The 14,874-nt window shown below is 71.1% G+C and carries 12 protein-coding genes and 2 pseudogenes; 8 read left to right on the forward strand and 6 right to left on the reverse strand.

From position 1 onward, the window contains the following. Positions 1 to 24: 24 nt before the first annotated feature. Positions 25 to 546 (reverse strand): DUF2617 family protein, encoded by a 522-nt coding sequence (locus ACIOMQ_RS06345; RefSeq protein ID WP_362193153.1) that lies wholly within the window; start codon positions 544 to 546, stop codon positions 25 to 27. A gap of 803 nt (positions 547 to 1,349) precedes the next feature. On the opposite strand from ACIOMQ_RS06345, the gene ACIOMQ_RS06350 reads away from it, so the two are divergent. The 6 genes and pseudogenes from ACIOMQ_RS06350 (at position 1,350) to ACIOMQ_RS06375 (ending at position 6,379) form a co-directional block, all read left to right on the forward strand. Further along, positions 1,350 to 2,528 carry a pyridoxal phosphate-dependent aminotransferase gene (locus ACIOMQ_RS06350; protein WP_401262329.1) on the forward strand — a complete coding sequence of 393 codons (1,179 nt, stop codon included), beginning with the start codon at positions 1,350 to 1,352 and terminating at the stop codon, positions 2,526 to 2,528. Positions 2,529 to 3,034: 506 nt separating this feature from the next. Next, positions 3,035 to 3,568, forward strand: coding sequence for a hypothetical protein (locus ACIOMQ_RS06355; protein WP_402188103.1), 534 nt, complete (start codon positions 3,035 to 3,037; stop codon positions 3,566 to 3,568). Further along, positions 3,568 to 3,774, forward strand: a pseudogene (locus ACIOMQ_RS06360) (DUF397 domain-containing protein); the annotation flags it as partial. The gene ACIOMQ_RS06355 and the pseudogene ACIOMQ_RS06360, both read left to right, overlap by 1 nt. A 430-nt stretch (positions 3,775 to 4,204) precedes the next feature. Next, positions 4,205 to 4,573, forward strand: a complete 369-nt coding sequence (locus ACIOMQ_RS06365; protein WP_401986050.1) for a hypothetical protein — start codon at positions 4,205 to 4,207, stop codon at positions 4,571 to 4,573. 293 nt (positions 4,574 to 4,866) lie between these two features. Beyond that, on the forward strand, positions 4,867 to 5,652 hold the full coding sequence (locus ACIOMQ_RS06370; RefSeq protein WP_401262324.1) for a LamG domain-containing protein: 786 nt from the start codon (positions 4,867 to 4,869) through the stop codon (positions 5,650 to 5,652). A gap of 142 nt (positions 5,653 to 5,794) precedes the next feature. Then, entirely contained in the window at positions 5,795 to 6,379 is a 585-nt protein-coding gene (locus ACIOMQ_RS06375; RefSeq protein ID WP_362193138.1) for a sigma-70 family RNA polymerase sigma factor, read from the forward strand. 3 nt (positions 6,380 to 6,382) lie between these two features. Here ACIOMQ_RS06375 and ACIOMQ_RS06380 read toward each other — a convergent pair whose 3' ends face one another. Next, positions 6,383 to 7,327, reverse strand: a complete 945-nt coding sequence (locus tag ACIOMQ_RS06380; RefSeq protein WP_362193134.1) for a hypothetical protein — start codon at positions 7,325 to 7,327, stop codon at positions 6,383 to 6,385. Positions 7,328 to 9,291: 1,964 nt separating this feature from the next. On the opposite strand from ACIOMQ_RS06380, the pseudogene ACIOMQ_RS06385 reads away from it, so the two are divergent. Continuing rightward, positions 9,292 to 9,951, forward strand: a pseudogene (locus ACIOMQ_RS06385) (FtsK/SpoIIIE domain-containing protein); the annotation flags it as partial. Continuing rightward, entirely contained in the window at positions 9,943 to 11,952 is a 2,010-nt protein-coding gene (locus ACIOMQ_RS06390) for an FtsK/SpoIIIE domain-containing protein (protein ID WP_401755173.1), read from the forward strand. The pseudogene ACIOMQ_RS06385 and the gene ACIOMQ_RS06390, both read left to right, overlap by 9 nt. Before the next feature lie 109 nt (positions 11,953 to 12,061). On the opposite strand, the gene ACIOMQ_RS06395 is transcribed toward ACIOMQ_RS06390, so the two are convergent. The 4 genes from ACIOMQ_RS06395 to ACIOMQ_RS06410 form a co-directional block, all read right to left on the reverse strand. After that, positions 12,062 to 13,312 (reverse strand): hypothetical protein, encoded by a 1,251-nt coding sequence (locus ACIOMQ_RS06395; RefSeq protein WP_362193131.1) that lies wholly within the window; start codon positions 13,310 to 13,312, stop codon positions 12,062 to 12,064. 10 nt (positions 13,313 to 13,322) lie between these two features. Continuing rightward, the gene (locus ACIOMQ_RS06400) at positions 13,323 to 14,021 is read right to left on the reverse strand and encodes a hypothetical protein (RefSeq protein ID WP_362193128.1); all 699 of its coding nucleotides are present in this window, start codon (positions 14,019 to 14,021) and stop codon (positions 13,323 to 13,325) included. A 31-nt stretch (positions 14,022 to 14,052) separates the two neighbouring features. Next, positions 14,053 to 14,349, reverse strand: coding sequence for a hypothetical protein (locus ACIOMQ_RS06405; protein WP_362193125.1), 297 nt, complete (start codon positions 14,347 to 14,349; stop codon positions 14,053 to 14,055). 66 nt (positions 14,350 to 14,415) lie between these two features. After that, positions 14,416 to 14,715: a WXG100 family type VII secretion target gene (locus tag ACIOMQ_RS06410; RefSeq protein ID WP_327274356.1), complete on the reverse strand. Its 300-nt coding sequence runs from the start codon at positions 14,713 to 14,715 to the stop codon at positions 14,416 to 14,418. Between the last annotated feature and the right edge of the window lie 159 nt (positions 14,716 to 14,874).

A 14,874-nucleotide genomic window follows, 5' to 3' on the forward strand; every position in this document is an offset into this window, starting at 1 on the left:
GCTCACGACGGAGGTTGGCCCGTGTCAGAGCGCTGCCGCCGGCGTCCGCACGCCGACCCGGGTGCGCGTCACGACCAGTTGGCCCTCCTGCGGGTACGCATGCCAGGTGCGCCACCGCACCTGGCCCTCGGTCCGCTGGGCGAGCATGGCGGTGAAGGCGTGCGGGCTGCCGGGGAACGTCCCGGCGAGACCGTGGGGATGGTCGGCCACGAGCGCGAGGAGCTCCTGCGCACGACCCGCGAACGAGCCTGCCGAGAGCGTCTCGACGCGCGCCGCGAATTCGTACTCCCACTCGCCGAGCCGCTTGGCGACCCCGAGCGGCAGCGGCGTGCTGCTGCCGGGGATGCACGCGACGGTTTCGGAACAGGTGCCGCGGTCCTCCTCCAGGAGCACCTGGTGGGAGGCGCCGAGCAGGCGCATCTGGAGTCGGGCACCCGCGAGATCGAGGTCGAGCACGGCCAGGGCGGGGAGCGGTTCGCGCCCCAGCGCCCAGGCCAGATCGGCAGCGCGGGTGTCGGAATAGGCAGTCTGGAGGGTCGTGAGCATGAGTCGGCTCCGCAAACAAGCGTGGACACATGGACAGGGGACGCCTCCGACGTGATGCACGTGGGAGGTGGGAAGCGCCCGATCAGGTCCAACTCGGGTCCTAGGGCTGAATGTTCTCTCGTCCGAGGGAATCACGAAGCATGCCGCGCCCACAGCGTTTTTGCCCAACTTGAAGTGCTTTCCATCCCCTAGGGGGCCTCCCGGTTCATCTGTTCACCGGAATCGCGCGGAAAGGCCCAACAAAAAGGTGCCCGGCGGGAGTTCACCCGCCGGGCACCTGTCGGACACCGGACCGCACGGGTCCGGCACCGGGCGTGTGGCCCCGCCCGGTCGCGGATCAGCTGCCCCGTGTCAGCTGCCTCCGCCGCATCCGCCCCCGCCGCCGCAGGAGGAACCGCCGCCGCAGGAGGAGTGGCCGCCGCCGCACGAATGGCCCCCGGAGTGACCGCCCGAGTGCCCGCCGCCGCCTCCGCAGGAGGAGCCGCCGCCGCTGTCACCCCCCGCCCACCAGCTGCCGCCCGCGGCGCCGCCACCGCTCGCTCCCCGGCGCGCACTCCGTCCGTGCGCCTTCGCCCTGTTCCCCGCCCTCACGAGGACCGCTACGAACAGCACGACCACAGCGACCGCGAACACCACTCCGAAGATGACTCCCACCGACCTCACGCCCTTCCGTTCCCCCGAAGCGAGGTCCCCCGCTTCCTTGCGCTTCCCCGCGCTTCCTCGCGTTTCCTGCGTGTGTCGGGGATGCCCCCGTCCCCGTACGGCCAAAGCAGACTTGAGCAACTCCAGAGCTTCCGCGCAGGATGGCGGCCATGACACAGGGACGACCGCTGCTCAACCGCCGCCTCGCCGAGTTCGGCACGACGATCTTCGCGGAGATGTCGGCGCTTGCCGTACGGACCGGCTCCATCAACCTCGGCCAGGGCTTCCCCGACACCGACGGCCCCGAGGAAATCCGAGAAGCCGCCGTCCGCGCCCTACGAGAGGGAAAGGGCAACCAGTACCCGCCCGGCCCAGGCGTTCCGGAGCTGCGCGCGGCGATCTCCGACCACCAACAGCGCTTCTACGGTCTCTTCTTCGACCCCGACACCGAGGTCCTGGTCACCGCCGGCGCCACAGAGGCCATCGCCGCCACCATGCTGGCGCTTCTGGAGCCGGACGACGAAGTCATCGCCTTCGAGCCCTTCTACGACTCCTATGCCGCCTGCATCGCGATGGCCGGTGCGAAGCGCGTGCCGCTCACGCTGCGAGCGCCGTCCTTCCGCCCAGACCTGGATGAGCTGCGCGCCAAGATCACCCCGCGGACCCGCCTCCTTCTCCTCAACACCCCGCACAACCCCACCGGGATGGTCCTCACCGCTGAAGAGCAGAGCGCCATCGCCGCACTCGCCATCGAACGCGACCTGCTGGTCGTCACCGACGAGGTCTACGAGCACCTGGTCTACGAAGGCAGGCACCGCCCCATCGCGGCCCTGCCCGGCATGCGTGAGCGCACCGTCTCCATCTCGTCCGCCGGCAAGACCTTCTCCTTCACGGGATGGAAGGTTGGCTGGGTCACGGCAAACGGCCCGCTCGTCGCCGCCGTCCGGACAGCCAAGCAGTACCTGACCTACGTCAGCGCAGGCCCTTTCCAGTACGCGATCGCCGAGGCTCTCCGGCTACCGGACTCGTACTTCGATGGCTTCCGCGCCGACCTCCGCCGCAAGCGCGACCTGATCGGCGCCGGCCTGCGGGCGGCCGGCTTCGACGTCCACCAGCCCCAGGGCACGTACTTCATCACCACCGACATCACCCCCTTCGGTGAGAAGGACGCCTACGCCTTCTGCCGCGCCCTCCCCGAACGCTGCGGCGTCGTGGCCATCCCCAACTCCGTTTTCTACGACGACCCCGACGTCGGCCGCAGCCAGGTCCGCTTCACCTTCTGCAAGAGGGACGACATCCTCCAGGAGGCGGCCAGTCGGCTGCGGCGCCTGGCGTCTTGAACCCGCGCCCCCTTCCTCCGAAATGAAGTACGGACACCAACTCGGCCAGAGGCTTTACGTGCAACCCGGCCCGGCGCGGGCCCGAGCCGCCTGCGCCATTCGGCACCGGCCCCCACGAGAGGAGGGACCGGTGGCGAATGGCGCGGCGTCGTTTTCCGCATGTGCCGGGGCGGGGGGCGCGGAGGAGTCCGGGGGCGAAGGGCCGGGTGCCGGGGGAGCTGTTGACCACGGCGATCAGGTCGACGATCCCGGCGATGGCGAGGACACAGCCCGCGGTGATCAGGGTGCGCCGAGTCAGCCGAGCTCCTCCGCAGTAATGCCTCCGCGTCGGCGAGGCCACGCAGCGCGCGGATTCCACGGGACACACGCCGCACCCCACCGCATCCGGGGGCGGACAGGTCCGCCGTCTCACAGGCCGGTCACAACTTACCTGCACACCGAACCACTTCCGGATCGGACGCGTAATCACCAGTGACACATTTATGCCGCACCTCCTGAGGACATTCATGACGCGCAGATGGTTGCTTATCACCACGATCACCGTATTGACCGTCGCGCTGGCCTTCGTCGTCGTCCAACTGGTGCGCGGCCAGGACTCCGGGAAGGAACAGGCCGGAGCGAAACCCGCCGAGGCGAAACCGGCCGCGTCGAGCCCGACCGGCGGAAAGAGGAACAGCGACGGCCCGATCCCGGCCGGCTACCTCGGCGCCTGGTCCGGCTCCATCGACAACGCCGCAGGCCACTCCACGCGGGATCTCGTCATCAAGCAGGGCACGGTCGGCGAGACCGTCCTCACCCTCACCGCGGACGGCCCCTTGGACGGCGGCGGCTCCTACCACTGCGTCTTCCGGGCAAACCTGACCGCGGAACCGTCCCCGAACGGACCCGTCGAGGTCGGCACCTCCACAGTCGCCATCGGCGAACCCATGTCATCCTGCACCGCAGGCAAACCCACCACACTCACCCTGCTCCCCGACGGCTCCCTGCGCCGCGAAAACACAGACACCGGCGAACAGCTCACCTACACCAAGTCCCACTGATCAGCCCAACAACGCCGACACCGCACTCAGCAACAACAGGGCACCGACAAACCCGCCGGGCGCGGCCGACGCGAAATGCCACGCCCACGGCATCAAGGGCCTTCGACCGGCGCAAATCCTCGTACAGCAGCAACAGCGGTGGCCAGCGCACCGAGATCGCCACCCGCCCCCGTACCGTCCACGCCCGGGACTCCAAGGCGCCCGACGAGCCCACCCTTCACGGTCACCTCCAACGCCAGGTCATCGCTCCACACATGGGCAAACAGACGGTACGCGGGTCGGCACAACGTCGACCGGTGCGCCCGCCCGGTCCTACCACCGGCCCACCCGCAGCAGTACCTCATCCATACAACGTGACACCCACCCCCACACCCGTCACGTTCATTCCGCAGACCCTGCCACCGAGCCCATCCCCCGCCGCACCGGCAACCCCTCCATACAACGTGACACCCACCCCCACACCCGTCACGTTCATTCCGCAGACCCTGCCACCGAGCCCATCCCCCGCCGCACCGGCAACCCCTCCATACAACGTGACACCCACCCCCACACCCGTCACGTTGTGTAACAACCCCTATGAGTGGGAGCGCAGCGAAGCCGCCCGACCAGGGCAGGTTTCTGCACCAGGCTCACCCCATGCGTCCACGTTCTTCGTACAAAGCACCACCGCCACAGAGCCTGATCTACTCCGCCGTGGTGCAGAGCATGGCCGAACACGGGCCCCGCAAAATGAACATGGCCCTCGCAGCACGCATCGCCGAAACCGATCGCCAACTCCTCTACCGCAACTGGCCCGATCGGCTTCAATTCCACACCGTTCAGCAGGACCCGAGCCCCTACGCTATCGCCCTGCCGCCCGCCAAAGGCCATTACAACCACCCGATCGTGGTGGAGCCAAAAGAACTCGGAACCCCGGCCCCAAAACAAGTGCTTGCAAACAGCCCCCGGCCTGCCCGTCCCGAAGGTGCTCGGCATGCCCGCCGTACCGCTCACCAGCAGCCGTAGCGGAGTTGAGCAGATTCCACGGGACACACGCCGCACCCACCGCACACCGGTGAACGGCCACTCGGGAACGGTTGGCGGACGATGCGCCCGCGCCGCCGGAACGTCACAACTCCCCATGCTCCACTGCCCCGGACAAGGCGTCGCCACATCTCCCGCCGCACGCGCGCGCATCCAGGGGCGGACAGGTCCGCCGTCCCACAGGCCGGTCACAACTCACGTGCACACCGAACCACTTCCGGATCGGACGCGTAATCACCAGTGACACATTTATGCCGCACCTCCTGAGGAAATTCATGACGCGCAGATGGCCGCTTATCACCACGATCACCGTATTGACCGTCGCGCTGGCCTTCGTCGTCGTCCAACTGGTGCGCGGCCAGGACTCCGGGAAGGAACAGGCCGGAGCGAAACCCGCCGGGGCGAAACCGGCCGCGTCGAGCCCGGGTGACGACGCCGAGTCGCTGCAGGGCCTCGGCTGGTGGCCCCTGCACCAGTCCGGCACCGCGAAGGCCGGCGAGCACGATGCCGTGGTCAGGGGCGGCACGCAGTGGACCGACGGCCCCGAGGGCGGCGCCGTGCGGCTGGACGGCACCAGCGGATACGCGGACTCCCACACCCGGCTCGACACCGTGGGCAAGGACTACTCGGTCGCCGCGCGGGTGCGCCTCACTCCCCAGGGCATGACCGGCATCCACACCGCCCTGTCCCAGGACGGCGACCGGATCAGCACGTTCTTCCTCCAGTACTCCGGCCCGGACGGGAACTTCGCCTTCAGTTTCAGTGGTGCCCGTACAGTCGCGGAGACGCCCGAGAAGCCGCAGCCCGGCCGCTGGTACCACCTGACCGGCACGTACAGTCAGAAGGATCACCGGATGCAGGTCTACGTGGACGGTCGGCTCGCGGGAACCAGGGTGGCCTCCAGCAGCGTGAAGCCCACTGGCACCGTGGTGATCGGGCGCGGCAAGTTCGATGGAAAGGCGGCCGACCACTGGAACGGTGACATCGCCGACGTACATCTCTACGACCGGGAGTTGACGCCCCGTGAGGTGGGCTCGCTTTCCTCTCGCGAACCGGGCTGACCGGCGCTGACGGGGCGAGTTCACCGCCGCCGCAGGCTGACGGGCACCGTACGGGTGCACGGCGGCTCGCGGCGGCGCCTGCCGGCTGTGCCGCAGCCGGCGGAACCCGTCTTCCCCACAGACGACCGGAGAGGAAAGGCCCTTGTCGGCCAGCGCTTCGACCGAAGGCCTCATACCTGGCCCCCGCGCCGCGGAACCCCACCCCGACGAGTTCCTCAGAGCGCTCTACCACTTCCACGGCAGCGCGTTGCTGCAGTTCGCCGCACGGCGGCTGGAGGGCGACTGGCACCGCGCCGAGGACGTCCTCCAGGAAGTCGCGATACGCGCCTGGCGGCACGCCGAGGAACTCGACCCGACCACGGATTCGGTTCGGCCCTGGCTGTTCACCGCGCTGCGCAATCTGGTCATCGACGGCCACCGGGCCCGCCAGGCCAGACCACCGGAGACCGGTGACCCCGAACTCGCCCACCTGCCGGTGTCCGACGGCGTGGACCACATGCTCACCTCCCAGGTGCTCATCGACGCGTTGCGGGACCTGCGGCCGGCACAGCGCGAGGTCCTGCTGCACGTGCACTACCTGGGACGCAGCGTCAACCAGACGGCCAAGGTCCTCGGCGTGCCACCGGGCACCGTCAAGTCCCGGACGTTCTACGCCGCCCGCGCCCTGCGCGAGGCACTGCACAGCCGCGGGATGTACGCGGGCGGCCTGTACCGCGAGGCCGGATGACACTTATGCCAGACGTCCCGCGTGCCGGGTGATCTCCAGGCCGAGCGGCCCGGTGTCGAGCGATCCGCCCGCACCGGCACGCCAGCGCCACCCCGTGGGTGCCTCGCCGACCACCAGCAGCGCGTCCCCGCGCCGCAGACCGGCCAGTGCCCCCTCCCGTCGCGGGAGCTGCGAGGCCTCCACGACGAACAGGTGCGGCGCCTCGCCCTGGACGGCGATCCGGCTGCTGCCCTCGATCAGCCGGAAGATCTGGGTGACGTCGGGCGAGCCGGGCTCCGGCGCTCCCGAGGCCGCCGACGCCGCCACCGTGGCGAACGCCTCTTCCAGGCTGGCCGCGTTGTGCAGACGCGAGTTCCGCGGCTCGTCGCCGGAAAGAAGCCGGCCGTCGGCCAGGGATCCCACCAGGGTGACCTCGGCGAGCGCCCCCACCGGGCCGGCGAGCGCCTCGGTGACGACGGCCCGCACCAGGCTGCGCACCTCCTCGTCCGGACCCGTCACCGAGACGGGCCCCGTCGCCCGGGAGAGGTCGACCAGCACGCGGTCGGGTCCGTCCAGGCCCACCGTCACCGTCAGCGCGTAAGGCAGGGCCGGTTCGCCCTCCGGGCCGGGGCGGTGCAGATCCTCGGGCGAGATCGTCCAGCGCTCGCCGTCCGCCTCGACGGTCCAGGGCGCGGGGGCGGCCTCCTCGGCCCCTGCCAGCAGCAGTGCGAGCCGCTCCTCGGAGTAGACGACGGCGTACAGGTCGGGCAGCGACCGGCCGGAGCGCAGGCATTCGCCCGTCAGCCGGCGCAAGCCCGCGTTGACCACGTCCAGCGCCTCCCGGCCCACGACGGCCACCGAGGCGGCGACGGGCTTCGGCGGGCGGGGCCGTCGCTCGGTCACGATCAGCGCGGCCACCGCCCCGATCAGCGCCAGCCCCAGCACCACGGCCAGGACGTACCAGATCATTTTCTGACTCCTTGTCGGGACGCCCCGGCGGCGGAGCCGGGACGGTCGGGAACGAGGGCGGCACAGTGGCTGCGCCGTGCACCCGATGGCCACTACGGCGCCCGTCAGCGGATGGTTCACCGGTGCGCCGGGTGAACCATCCGCGGACGGGCGCCGTAGGTCCCGTCAGTGGCACGGAGCCGCCGAGTGCGGCTGCCGAGGCCCCCCATTCACGTCGGCTGGAGGACGTTCTCGTGTCGTTGATGTTGACCGTGGTCGAGGAGGACGGTGACGCCTTCGACGTCCACCTCGACGCCGACCCCGACACGCCCGTGCGCGCTGTCGCGGAGGCGCTGGCCGGGGCGGGAGGCGTCCACCGGCCCCCGGAGGGCCTCGGCCTGTACGCCGGCGACCGGCTGCTGCCCGCCGATATGCGGCTGCGGGACGCGCCGCTGCACCACGCGGCCATCGTGGGCCTGGGCCGCCCGGCGGGCACCGTGTCGGCCGAACCGGACGGGCTGGTGGAGGTCCGTGCGGTCGGCGGGACCGGCGCGGGCGCCGTGCACCGGCTCGACATGGGCGAGTACCGGATCGGGCTGGCCCACGACGGGACCGCCCAGGTGCTGCGCGCCGTACCGGACCGTCCGTTCGCCGTCCTGGCGGTGGGCCCCCAAGGACGCTGCCGGATCACGCCCGACGCCTCCGCGCCGGGCGGCGGCACCCTGCAACTGGACCGCGAGGACCTCGCCGAGGCGACCGCCTGGCCGGCCGGCGCACAGCTCCTCGTCGGAGACAGCCTGCTCGAACTCGCCCTCCCGCAGAAGCCGGACGCGGCCGTGCAGCCGTCGGAGGACGGCACCGGCTGGGACTACAACCGGCCGCCGCGGCTGCGGCCGGCCGAGAACGCCACCCGCTTCACCCTGCCCTCCCCGCCCGCCCCGCCCGCCGCCCGGCCGCTCCCGTGGATCACCGCGGCGGCCCCGCTGGTGATGGCGGGGGCCGGGGCGCTGATATTCGGCCGTATGTCGATGCTGCTGTTCGGGCTGCTCTCCCCGGTCGCGATCCTCGGCAACTATCTGATGAGCCGGCGCACGGGGCGCCAGACCCACTCCGGCAGTGTCGCCGCCTACGAGGAGAAGAAGGCACGCATCGAGGGCGACGCGGCGAAGGCCCTGGCGGCCGAACGCACCGCCCGGCGCCGTGGTTTCCCGGACCCGGCCGAGGTCATCCTGACCGCCGTCGGCCCCCGGCGCCGCCTGTGGGAACGCCGTACCTCCGACGCCGACTTCCTCGAACTGCGCATCGGAACCGCCGATCTGGCCTCCGACGTGGTGCTCCAGGACCCGACGAAGGACGAACACCGCCGCGAGGACCCGCGGACCGCGTACGACGTCCCGGTGACCGTTCCGCTGCGGGAGCACGACGTCCTGGGCATCGCCGGCGAGGGCCCGGCCGCGCGCGCCGTGGCGCGCTGGGCGGTCGCCCAGGCCGCCGTCCTGCACAGCCCCCGTGACCTCCAGATCCATCTGCTGACGACCGGCGAACGGGGCCGGGACGGCTGGTCCTGGCTGCGCTGGCTGCCGCATGTGCGCAAGAAGTCCGGCGACACCCCGGCCAGCATCGGCTACGGCACGGAGACCTGCGCCCGGCGGGTCGCCGAACTCACCGCGCTGATCGTCGAGCGCGCCGGACGGGAGGACCGGCGGAGCCGGCCCGCCGGGCCCGACGTGCTCGTCGTCCTCGACGGAGCCCGCAGGCTGCGTTCGCTGCCCGGCGTGGCGCAGATCCTGCGCGACGGACCGGCCGTCGGCGTCCGCGCGGTCTGCCTGGACGCCGAGGAGCGGCTGCTGCCCGAGGAGTGCCACGCCGTCGTCGCCGAGGAGCCCGGCGGAACCGTACGGGTGGGACGCTCCGGGAGGGGCACCGTCGGGGGCATCCGGCCCGACGCGGTGTCCCTGGACTGGTGCCGTTCGCTGGCCCGCGCGATGGGCCCGCTGCGGGACCCGGGCGGGGCCGACGAGGAGGCCGCGGTGCTTCCCGGCTCCGCGCGGCTGCTCGACGTCCTCGCCCTCGACCCGCCGCAGGCCGCCGGCATCCGGGCGCGCTGGACGGCCGGGGGCCGCTCGACCCGGGCGGCCGTCGGCGTCTCCCTGGACGGCCCGTTCCACCTGGACCTGCGGCGCGACGGCCCGCACGGGCTGGTCGCCGGCACCACCGGCTCCGGCAAGTCCGAACTCCTCCAGACGCTGGTCGCCTCGCTCGCGGTGGCGAACCGTCCGGACGCGATGACGTTCGTCCTGGTCGACTACAAGGGCGGTTCCGCGTTCAAGGACTGCGTCGACCTGCCGCACACCGTCGGCATGGTCACCGACCTCGACGCCCACCTCGTCGAGCGGGCCCTGGTGTCGCTGACGGCGGAACTCACCCGGCGCGAGCACATCCTCGCCGCGGCCGGCGCCAAGGACATCGAGGACTACGTCGAGCTGCTGGAGCGCAACCCGGCGGGCCGCGCGCCGATGCCCCGGCTGCTCATCGTCATCGACGAGTTCGCCTCGATGGTGCGCGACCTGCCGGACTTCGTGAAGGGTCTGGTCAACATCGCCCAGCGGGGCCGCAGCCTCGGCATCCACCTGATCCTGGCGACGCAGCGCCCCAGCGGCGTCGTCTCCTCGGAGATCCGCGCCAACACCAACCTGCGCATCGCGCTCCGGGTGACGGACGCCGGCGAGAGCCAGGACGTCCTCAACTCCGCCGAGGCCGCCGGGATCTCGCAGGGCACCCCCGGTCGCGCCTATGTGCGCCTGGGCCAGAACTCCCTCGTGCCGTTCCAGTCCGGACGGGTCGGCGGCCGCCGGCCCGGTGCCGCGGCGACCTCGCTGCCGGCACCCTGGGCGGTGACGGTCGGCTGGGAACGGCTCGGCGAGCCGCTCCCGGCGCGGCCCCGCGGCGCGGCCGTACCCGCCGAGGTGGAGACCGACCTCACCGGGCTCGTCGCGGCGATCCGCGAAGCGGACCGGGAGATGGGCATCCCCGCGCAGCACAGCCCCTGGCTCCCGCCGCTTCCCGAGGTCCTGGTCACCGGCGAACTGCCGGCGCCCCCGCCCTCGGACTACGACCTCGCGCCCGTCGCGTACGGCGTGGTGGACCTGCCCGCACAACAGGCCCGGCTGCCCCTGGTGATCGACCCGGCGACGCTCGGGCACCTGCACATCATCGGCTCGCCCCGGCAGGGCAGGTCGCAGACACTGCGCACCATCGCCGGCGCCCTGGCCTCCGCCCATTCCCCGGACCGGCTGCACATGTACGGCATCGACTGCGGCAACGGCGCGCTGCTGCCCATCGAGGGGCTGCCGCACTGCGGGGCCATCACCCAGCGCACCCAGCCCGACCGGGTGGCCCGGCTGCTCGCCCGGCTGACCGGGGAGCTGACCCGGCGCCAGGAGATGCTCGCCGCCCGCGGCAGCGCCGACCTGCCGGAGCTCCGCCGCGCCCTGCCGGAGGCCGAACGGCCGCCGCACATCGTGCTGTTCATCGACCGGTGGGAGGTCTTCGACAAGCAGCTCGGCGAGTACGACTCCGGGAACCTGCTGAACTCCGTGCTGACCCTGCTCCGGGACGGCGCGAGCGTCGGCATCCACCTGGTGATGACCGGTGACCGGGCGCTGTTCTCCAGCCGGGTCAACGGCTCCACCGAGGACAAGCTCGTGCTGAAGCTGAACGAGAAGTCCGAGTACGGGATGATCGGCATCACCCAGCGCAACGTGCCCGACGAGATCCCGCCGGGCCGCGCGTTCCGTGCCGCCGACAAGGCGGAGGTGCAGATCGCGCTCCTCACGGAGAACCCGGAAGGCCAGGCGCAGGCCGTGGCGCTCCAGCAGATCGCCGGGCACTGCCGCGAGCAGGCGGCCCAGCTGCCGGACTCCACCCGGCCGTTCCGCGTCGACACCCTGCCGGACCGGCTCACCTGGGAGGAGGCGACCGGTTACGTGCCGCAGCCGCTGCCGTCCGCACGGTGGGCCCTGTCCGGTGTCGGCGGCGACGAACTCAGCGCGTTCGGGCCGGACTTCGCCATCACGCCGACCTTCCTCGTCGCCGGACCCGCCCGCTCCGGCCGCAGCACCGTCCTGGCGACGCTGGCGCTGTCGCTGCTGTCGGCCGGGACGCCCGTCGTCGTCGGCGCGCCCGCCAGGTCGCCGTTGCGCCAACTCGCCGGACGGCCCGGGGTCCTCGCGGTCTTCGACGAGTCCGACATCGACCCCACCGCGCTGGAGGAGGCGCTGGCGTCCTCGCCGCAGGGGGCCGTGGTGATCCTGGACGACGCCGACCTGCTGCTGAAGACGAAGGCCGAGCCCGTCCTCAACCAGATCGCCAAGTCCGGTGCCGAGAACGGCCGGGGCCTGGTGATCGCCGGGCAGACCGACCGGCTCTCCTCCGGCTTCTCCGGCTGGCACACCGAGGCCCGCCGCAACCGGTGCGGTCTGCTGCTGAAGCCGCAGAACATGAGCGACGGCGAACTGATCGGCGTCAAGGTGCCCCGCAGCCGCCTGGGCGCGACCCGCCCGGGGCGGGCGATCCTGCACCTGGGCGACGGCGTGCTGCGCACCGTCCAGGTCCCGGAGACGGTGCTTCCGCCCGCCGGGAGCTGAGCGCCTGTGCGGGGGGCCCGACACCGGCTCTGAGGTTCCACGGCAGAGGGCTCCCGCCCCGGCGACGGCCGGGGCGGGAGCCCTCACGCATGACGGGACGCGGCCCGGATCAGGTCGATCCCTCCACGTAGCTGGGGTCGTGCTTGATCGTGCCCTGCGTCCCGTTGGGGACGGCGCCGTTGATGGCCCAGCCGAGGCCGGCCACTCCGATGAGGTTCGAGCTCTGGTCGATCCACCCCGCCGTCTTCGTCCAGATGTTGGTGATGTCCGGCAGCTGCTTCAGGATGTCCGGTGTCTTCCACACGCCACCGGGGATGTTCTTCAGCAGGTTCGCGACCAGGTCGCCAGGGTTCTTGAACCCGGTGAACGACTTGATGGCCGGGATCACGGTCTTGATGTTGAGCTGGATCGCCTTGAGGTCGCTCGTGACGGTCTTGAGGGTGTTCGCGATCCCGCCCAGATTGGCGATCTTGATCAGGCCGATGCCGCCGAGCACCAGCCCCAGGCCGCTCAGGACCATGTCGAGCACATCCCACTCGCCCGACTGAATACTGTCGACGATGTTCATGATGAAGGGGATGGCAGCGGTGACCAGACTGGCGATCGTCAGGATGAGCCCCAGGCCCTGCAATCCGGGGATGAGCATGGCGATGATGCCCAGGGCGGCGCTGATGAAGCCGAGCACCTTCTTGAAGATGTCCTTGATCTTCTCCCACAGGCTCTTGCCGGGGACCGCCTCGCTCGTCGCCTCGTCCAGGGCGCGGGCCGCCGTCGAGGCGTCCGTCTCGCGCAGCTCCCGCGCGTCCTCGGCGAGCATGCGGGCGGCGTCGAGATCCCGCTGGGCGCTGTCGGCGTTCCCCTGTGCCGCGGACTGGTCGTTCCGGGCATTCTCCATGGCCTGCCGCGCACTGCGCCGGGCCGCCTCGTCGTCCGGCGGGGGTGGGTCCGCCGCGTCCAGGCCGCTGATCACAGACCCCGCCGCGGCTGCGGCATCGGTGGCCCGCTGCAACCGCTCCTTGGCGTCCCGTCCGTCGACCAGGGCGTTGTCGGCCTTGCGCTGATGGTCCCCCAGCTGGTCGGCATAGGTGTCCAGCGCGCGGGCCGCCTTGTCGTACGAACTGTGCAGCTTCTCCACCTGATTGGCCAGGTCCCCGAGCTTGTGCCGGAGTTTGTCCATGGCCTTGCCCTCGCCGAGCTGGCTGTTCTTCAGGCCGCTGACGATGGGGAGCGCCTGGTCCGCGTCGTCGGCGACGGACCGGTACTGGCCCGCGAGCTTCGCGAGCATCTCCGCATCGCCCGGCGTCGGGTCGTCCGAGAACCCGAAGACCGTCTCCCAGTCGGACACCGCTGGCCGCGCCATTGCCGCGCCCTCACTTTCCGTTCTCGTCCGTGCCCTGCGGGCCCTGTGCGGCCGGCACAGCCGTGCCCTTGCTCTTGACTTCCACGAAGCGCAGCGTCCCCGCGATGGCGTCGAACACCTCGAAGAACTGGTCCTTGAGCTCCACATTGGGCGTGGAGCTGGAGACCAGCAGGTATTCCCGGCGGTCCGGGATCGGGAAGAGCGTGTGCAGCAGCGCCGTACGCACCGGCGTGCCCTTGTAGTCGATGTCCTCGATCGAGGCGATCCGCCCGACCGGTCCGACGTCCGGAAGCTCCAGCAGATCCACCTCGCGCGGCGGGTACCCGCTGCTCTGCGGGTCCCCGGCCTGCATGCTCGCCCCGAACAGCACCTCGGCCAGATCCGCCGACTGGTCCTCCGGCACGGGCATCCGCAGCACGACGGACGTGGCGCTGAGCATCGCGTCCCCGCCGGGGAACCTGGCCATCCCCGCCGCCTGGAGCGCCCCCCGGGCGTAGGCCTCGCGGGCGGTCCGGCGGGTGTCGCGGATCAGGCCGTCGACCCGCTCGCGGGAGAGCTGCGGAACCCCCTTCGCCTGGTGCTCGATACGGCGGCGGATGGACGCGTCCCGGGTGCTCGGGTCGAGGTCCAGATACCACCAGGAGCCGGGGTAGCGCAGCTTGTAGTGCGCGGGCGCCCCCGTAGCCCGGTCCGTGACCGGATGCGTCATGACGCATGTCCCTTCTGCCAGCAGGCTCTCGTCAGGTCTTCTTGGAGTCGTCCAGCGTCTTGACGGTCTCGTCGTCCGTCTGCGTGAAGGCGTCGGAGATCTTCTTCGTGTTCTCGGAGAAGACCTTCACGTTGTCCTGCACCTTCTCGTGGCCCCTGCCCCATGCGTGGTCGAAGTCGGCGAGGGAGTCGGCAAGCTTCGAATCGCCCACGTCTTCCTTCGATCCGACGTCGCTGAGCCGCGCGGTGTTGTTGATCCGCTCCCCGATGTCCTCAAGTGACTTGACCGTCTCGTTCAGGTCCCCGAGGGGGACGTTGATGCGAGTCATCGGCTCCTCCTCTCCGGCCGCCGCCCGGTCCCGCCGCAGAAGGGCGGGACCGGACACAAGGGCACGTCAGCCGATGGAGCCGGACGTCTGGTCGTCGGTGTCGACGAACGCGTCGGCGACCTGCTTGATGAACTCGCTGACGCCCTGGAGGCCCTCGATCGCCTTGTCGGTGCCGTTCTTGTACTCCTCCCAGAACGGACGGAACTTGGTCTCGGAGCCCGGCGTCGCGTAGGCCGCCTCGACCATCTCGTCCATCTTGGTGTTGGCCTCGTGGAGGCTCTGCTGCATCAGTTCCTTCTGGTGCTGCAGCCAGGTCGACGCCTCCCGCATCTCTTCCGGGCTGATCTTGATGTTGCCGCCGGGCATGTCGGTTCCTTCTCTCGTTTCGGGTCGCCGCGGTCGCTGAGCCGCGCACACCGGGCTGTACGGGGCACCCGGCGTGGCGGTTCATGTCTGTTGCGGAACAGTGACGAAAGTGGCGGGCCGACGCCCTGATCAGGCCTGCGACCAGGCCCCCACGGCCCA

The organism is Streptomyces sp. NPDC087845 (assembly GCF_044742755.1).
In the GTDB taxonomy this organism is placed as follows: domain Bacteria; phylum Actinomycetota; class Actinomycetes; order Streptomycetales; family Streptomycetaceae; genus Streptomyces.

Bases quoted from the DNA above. Each gene is read 5' to 3' on its own strand.
- ACIOMQ_RS06380 (WP_362193134.1), bottom strand. From the start codon at position 7,327: ATGATCTGGTACGTCCTGGCCGTGGTGCTGGGGCTGGCGCTGATCGGG.
- ACIOMQ_RS06345 (WP_362193153.1), bottom strand. From the start codon at position 546: ATGCTCACGACCCTCCAGACTGCCTATTCCGACACCCGCGCTGCCGAT.
- ACIOMQ_RS06395 (WP_362193131.1), bottom strand. From the start codon at position 13,312: ATGGCGCGGCCAGCGGTGTCCGACTGGGAGACGGTCTTCGGGTTCTCG.
- ACIOMQ_RS06350 (WP_401262329.1), top strand. From the start codon at position 1,350: ATGGCGGCCATGACACAGGGACGACCGCTGCTCAACCGCCGCCTCGCC.
- ACIOMQ_RS06410 (WP_327274356.1), bottom strand. From the start codon at position 14,715: ATGCCCGGCGGCAACATCAAGATCAGCCCGGAAGAGATGCGGGAGGCG.
- ACIOMQ_RS06370 (WP_401262324.1), top strand. From the start codon at position 4,867: ATGACGCGCAGATGGCCGCTTATCACCACGATCACCGTATTGACCGTC.
- ACIOMQ_RS06405 (WP_362193125.1), bottom strand. From the start codon at position 14,349: ATGACTCGCATCAACGTCCCCCTCGGGGACCTGAACGAGACGGTCAAG.
- ACIOMQ_RS06365 (WP_401986050.1), top strand. From the start codon at position 4,205: ATGCGTCCACGTTCTTCGTACAAAGCACCACCGCCACAGAGCCTGATC.
- ACIOMQ_RS06355 (WP_402188103.1), top strand. From the start codon at position 3,035: ATGACGCGCAGATGGTTGCTTATCACCACGATCACCGTATTGACCGTC.
- ACIOMQ_RS06400 (WP_362193128.1), bottom strand. From the start codon at position 14,021: ATGACGCATCCGGTCACGGACCGGGCTACGGGGGCGCCCGCGCACTAC.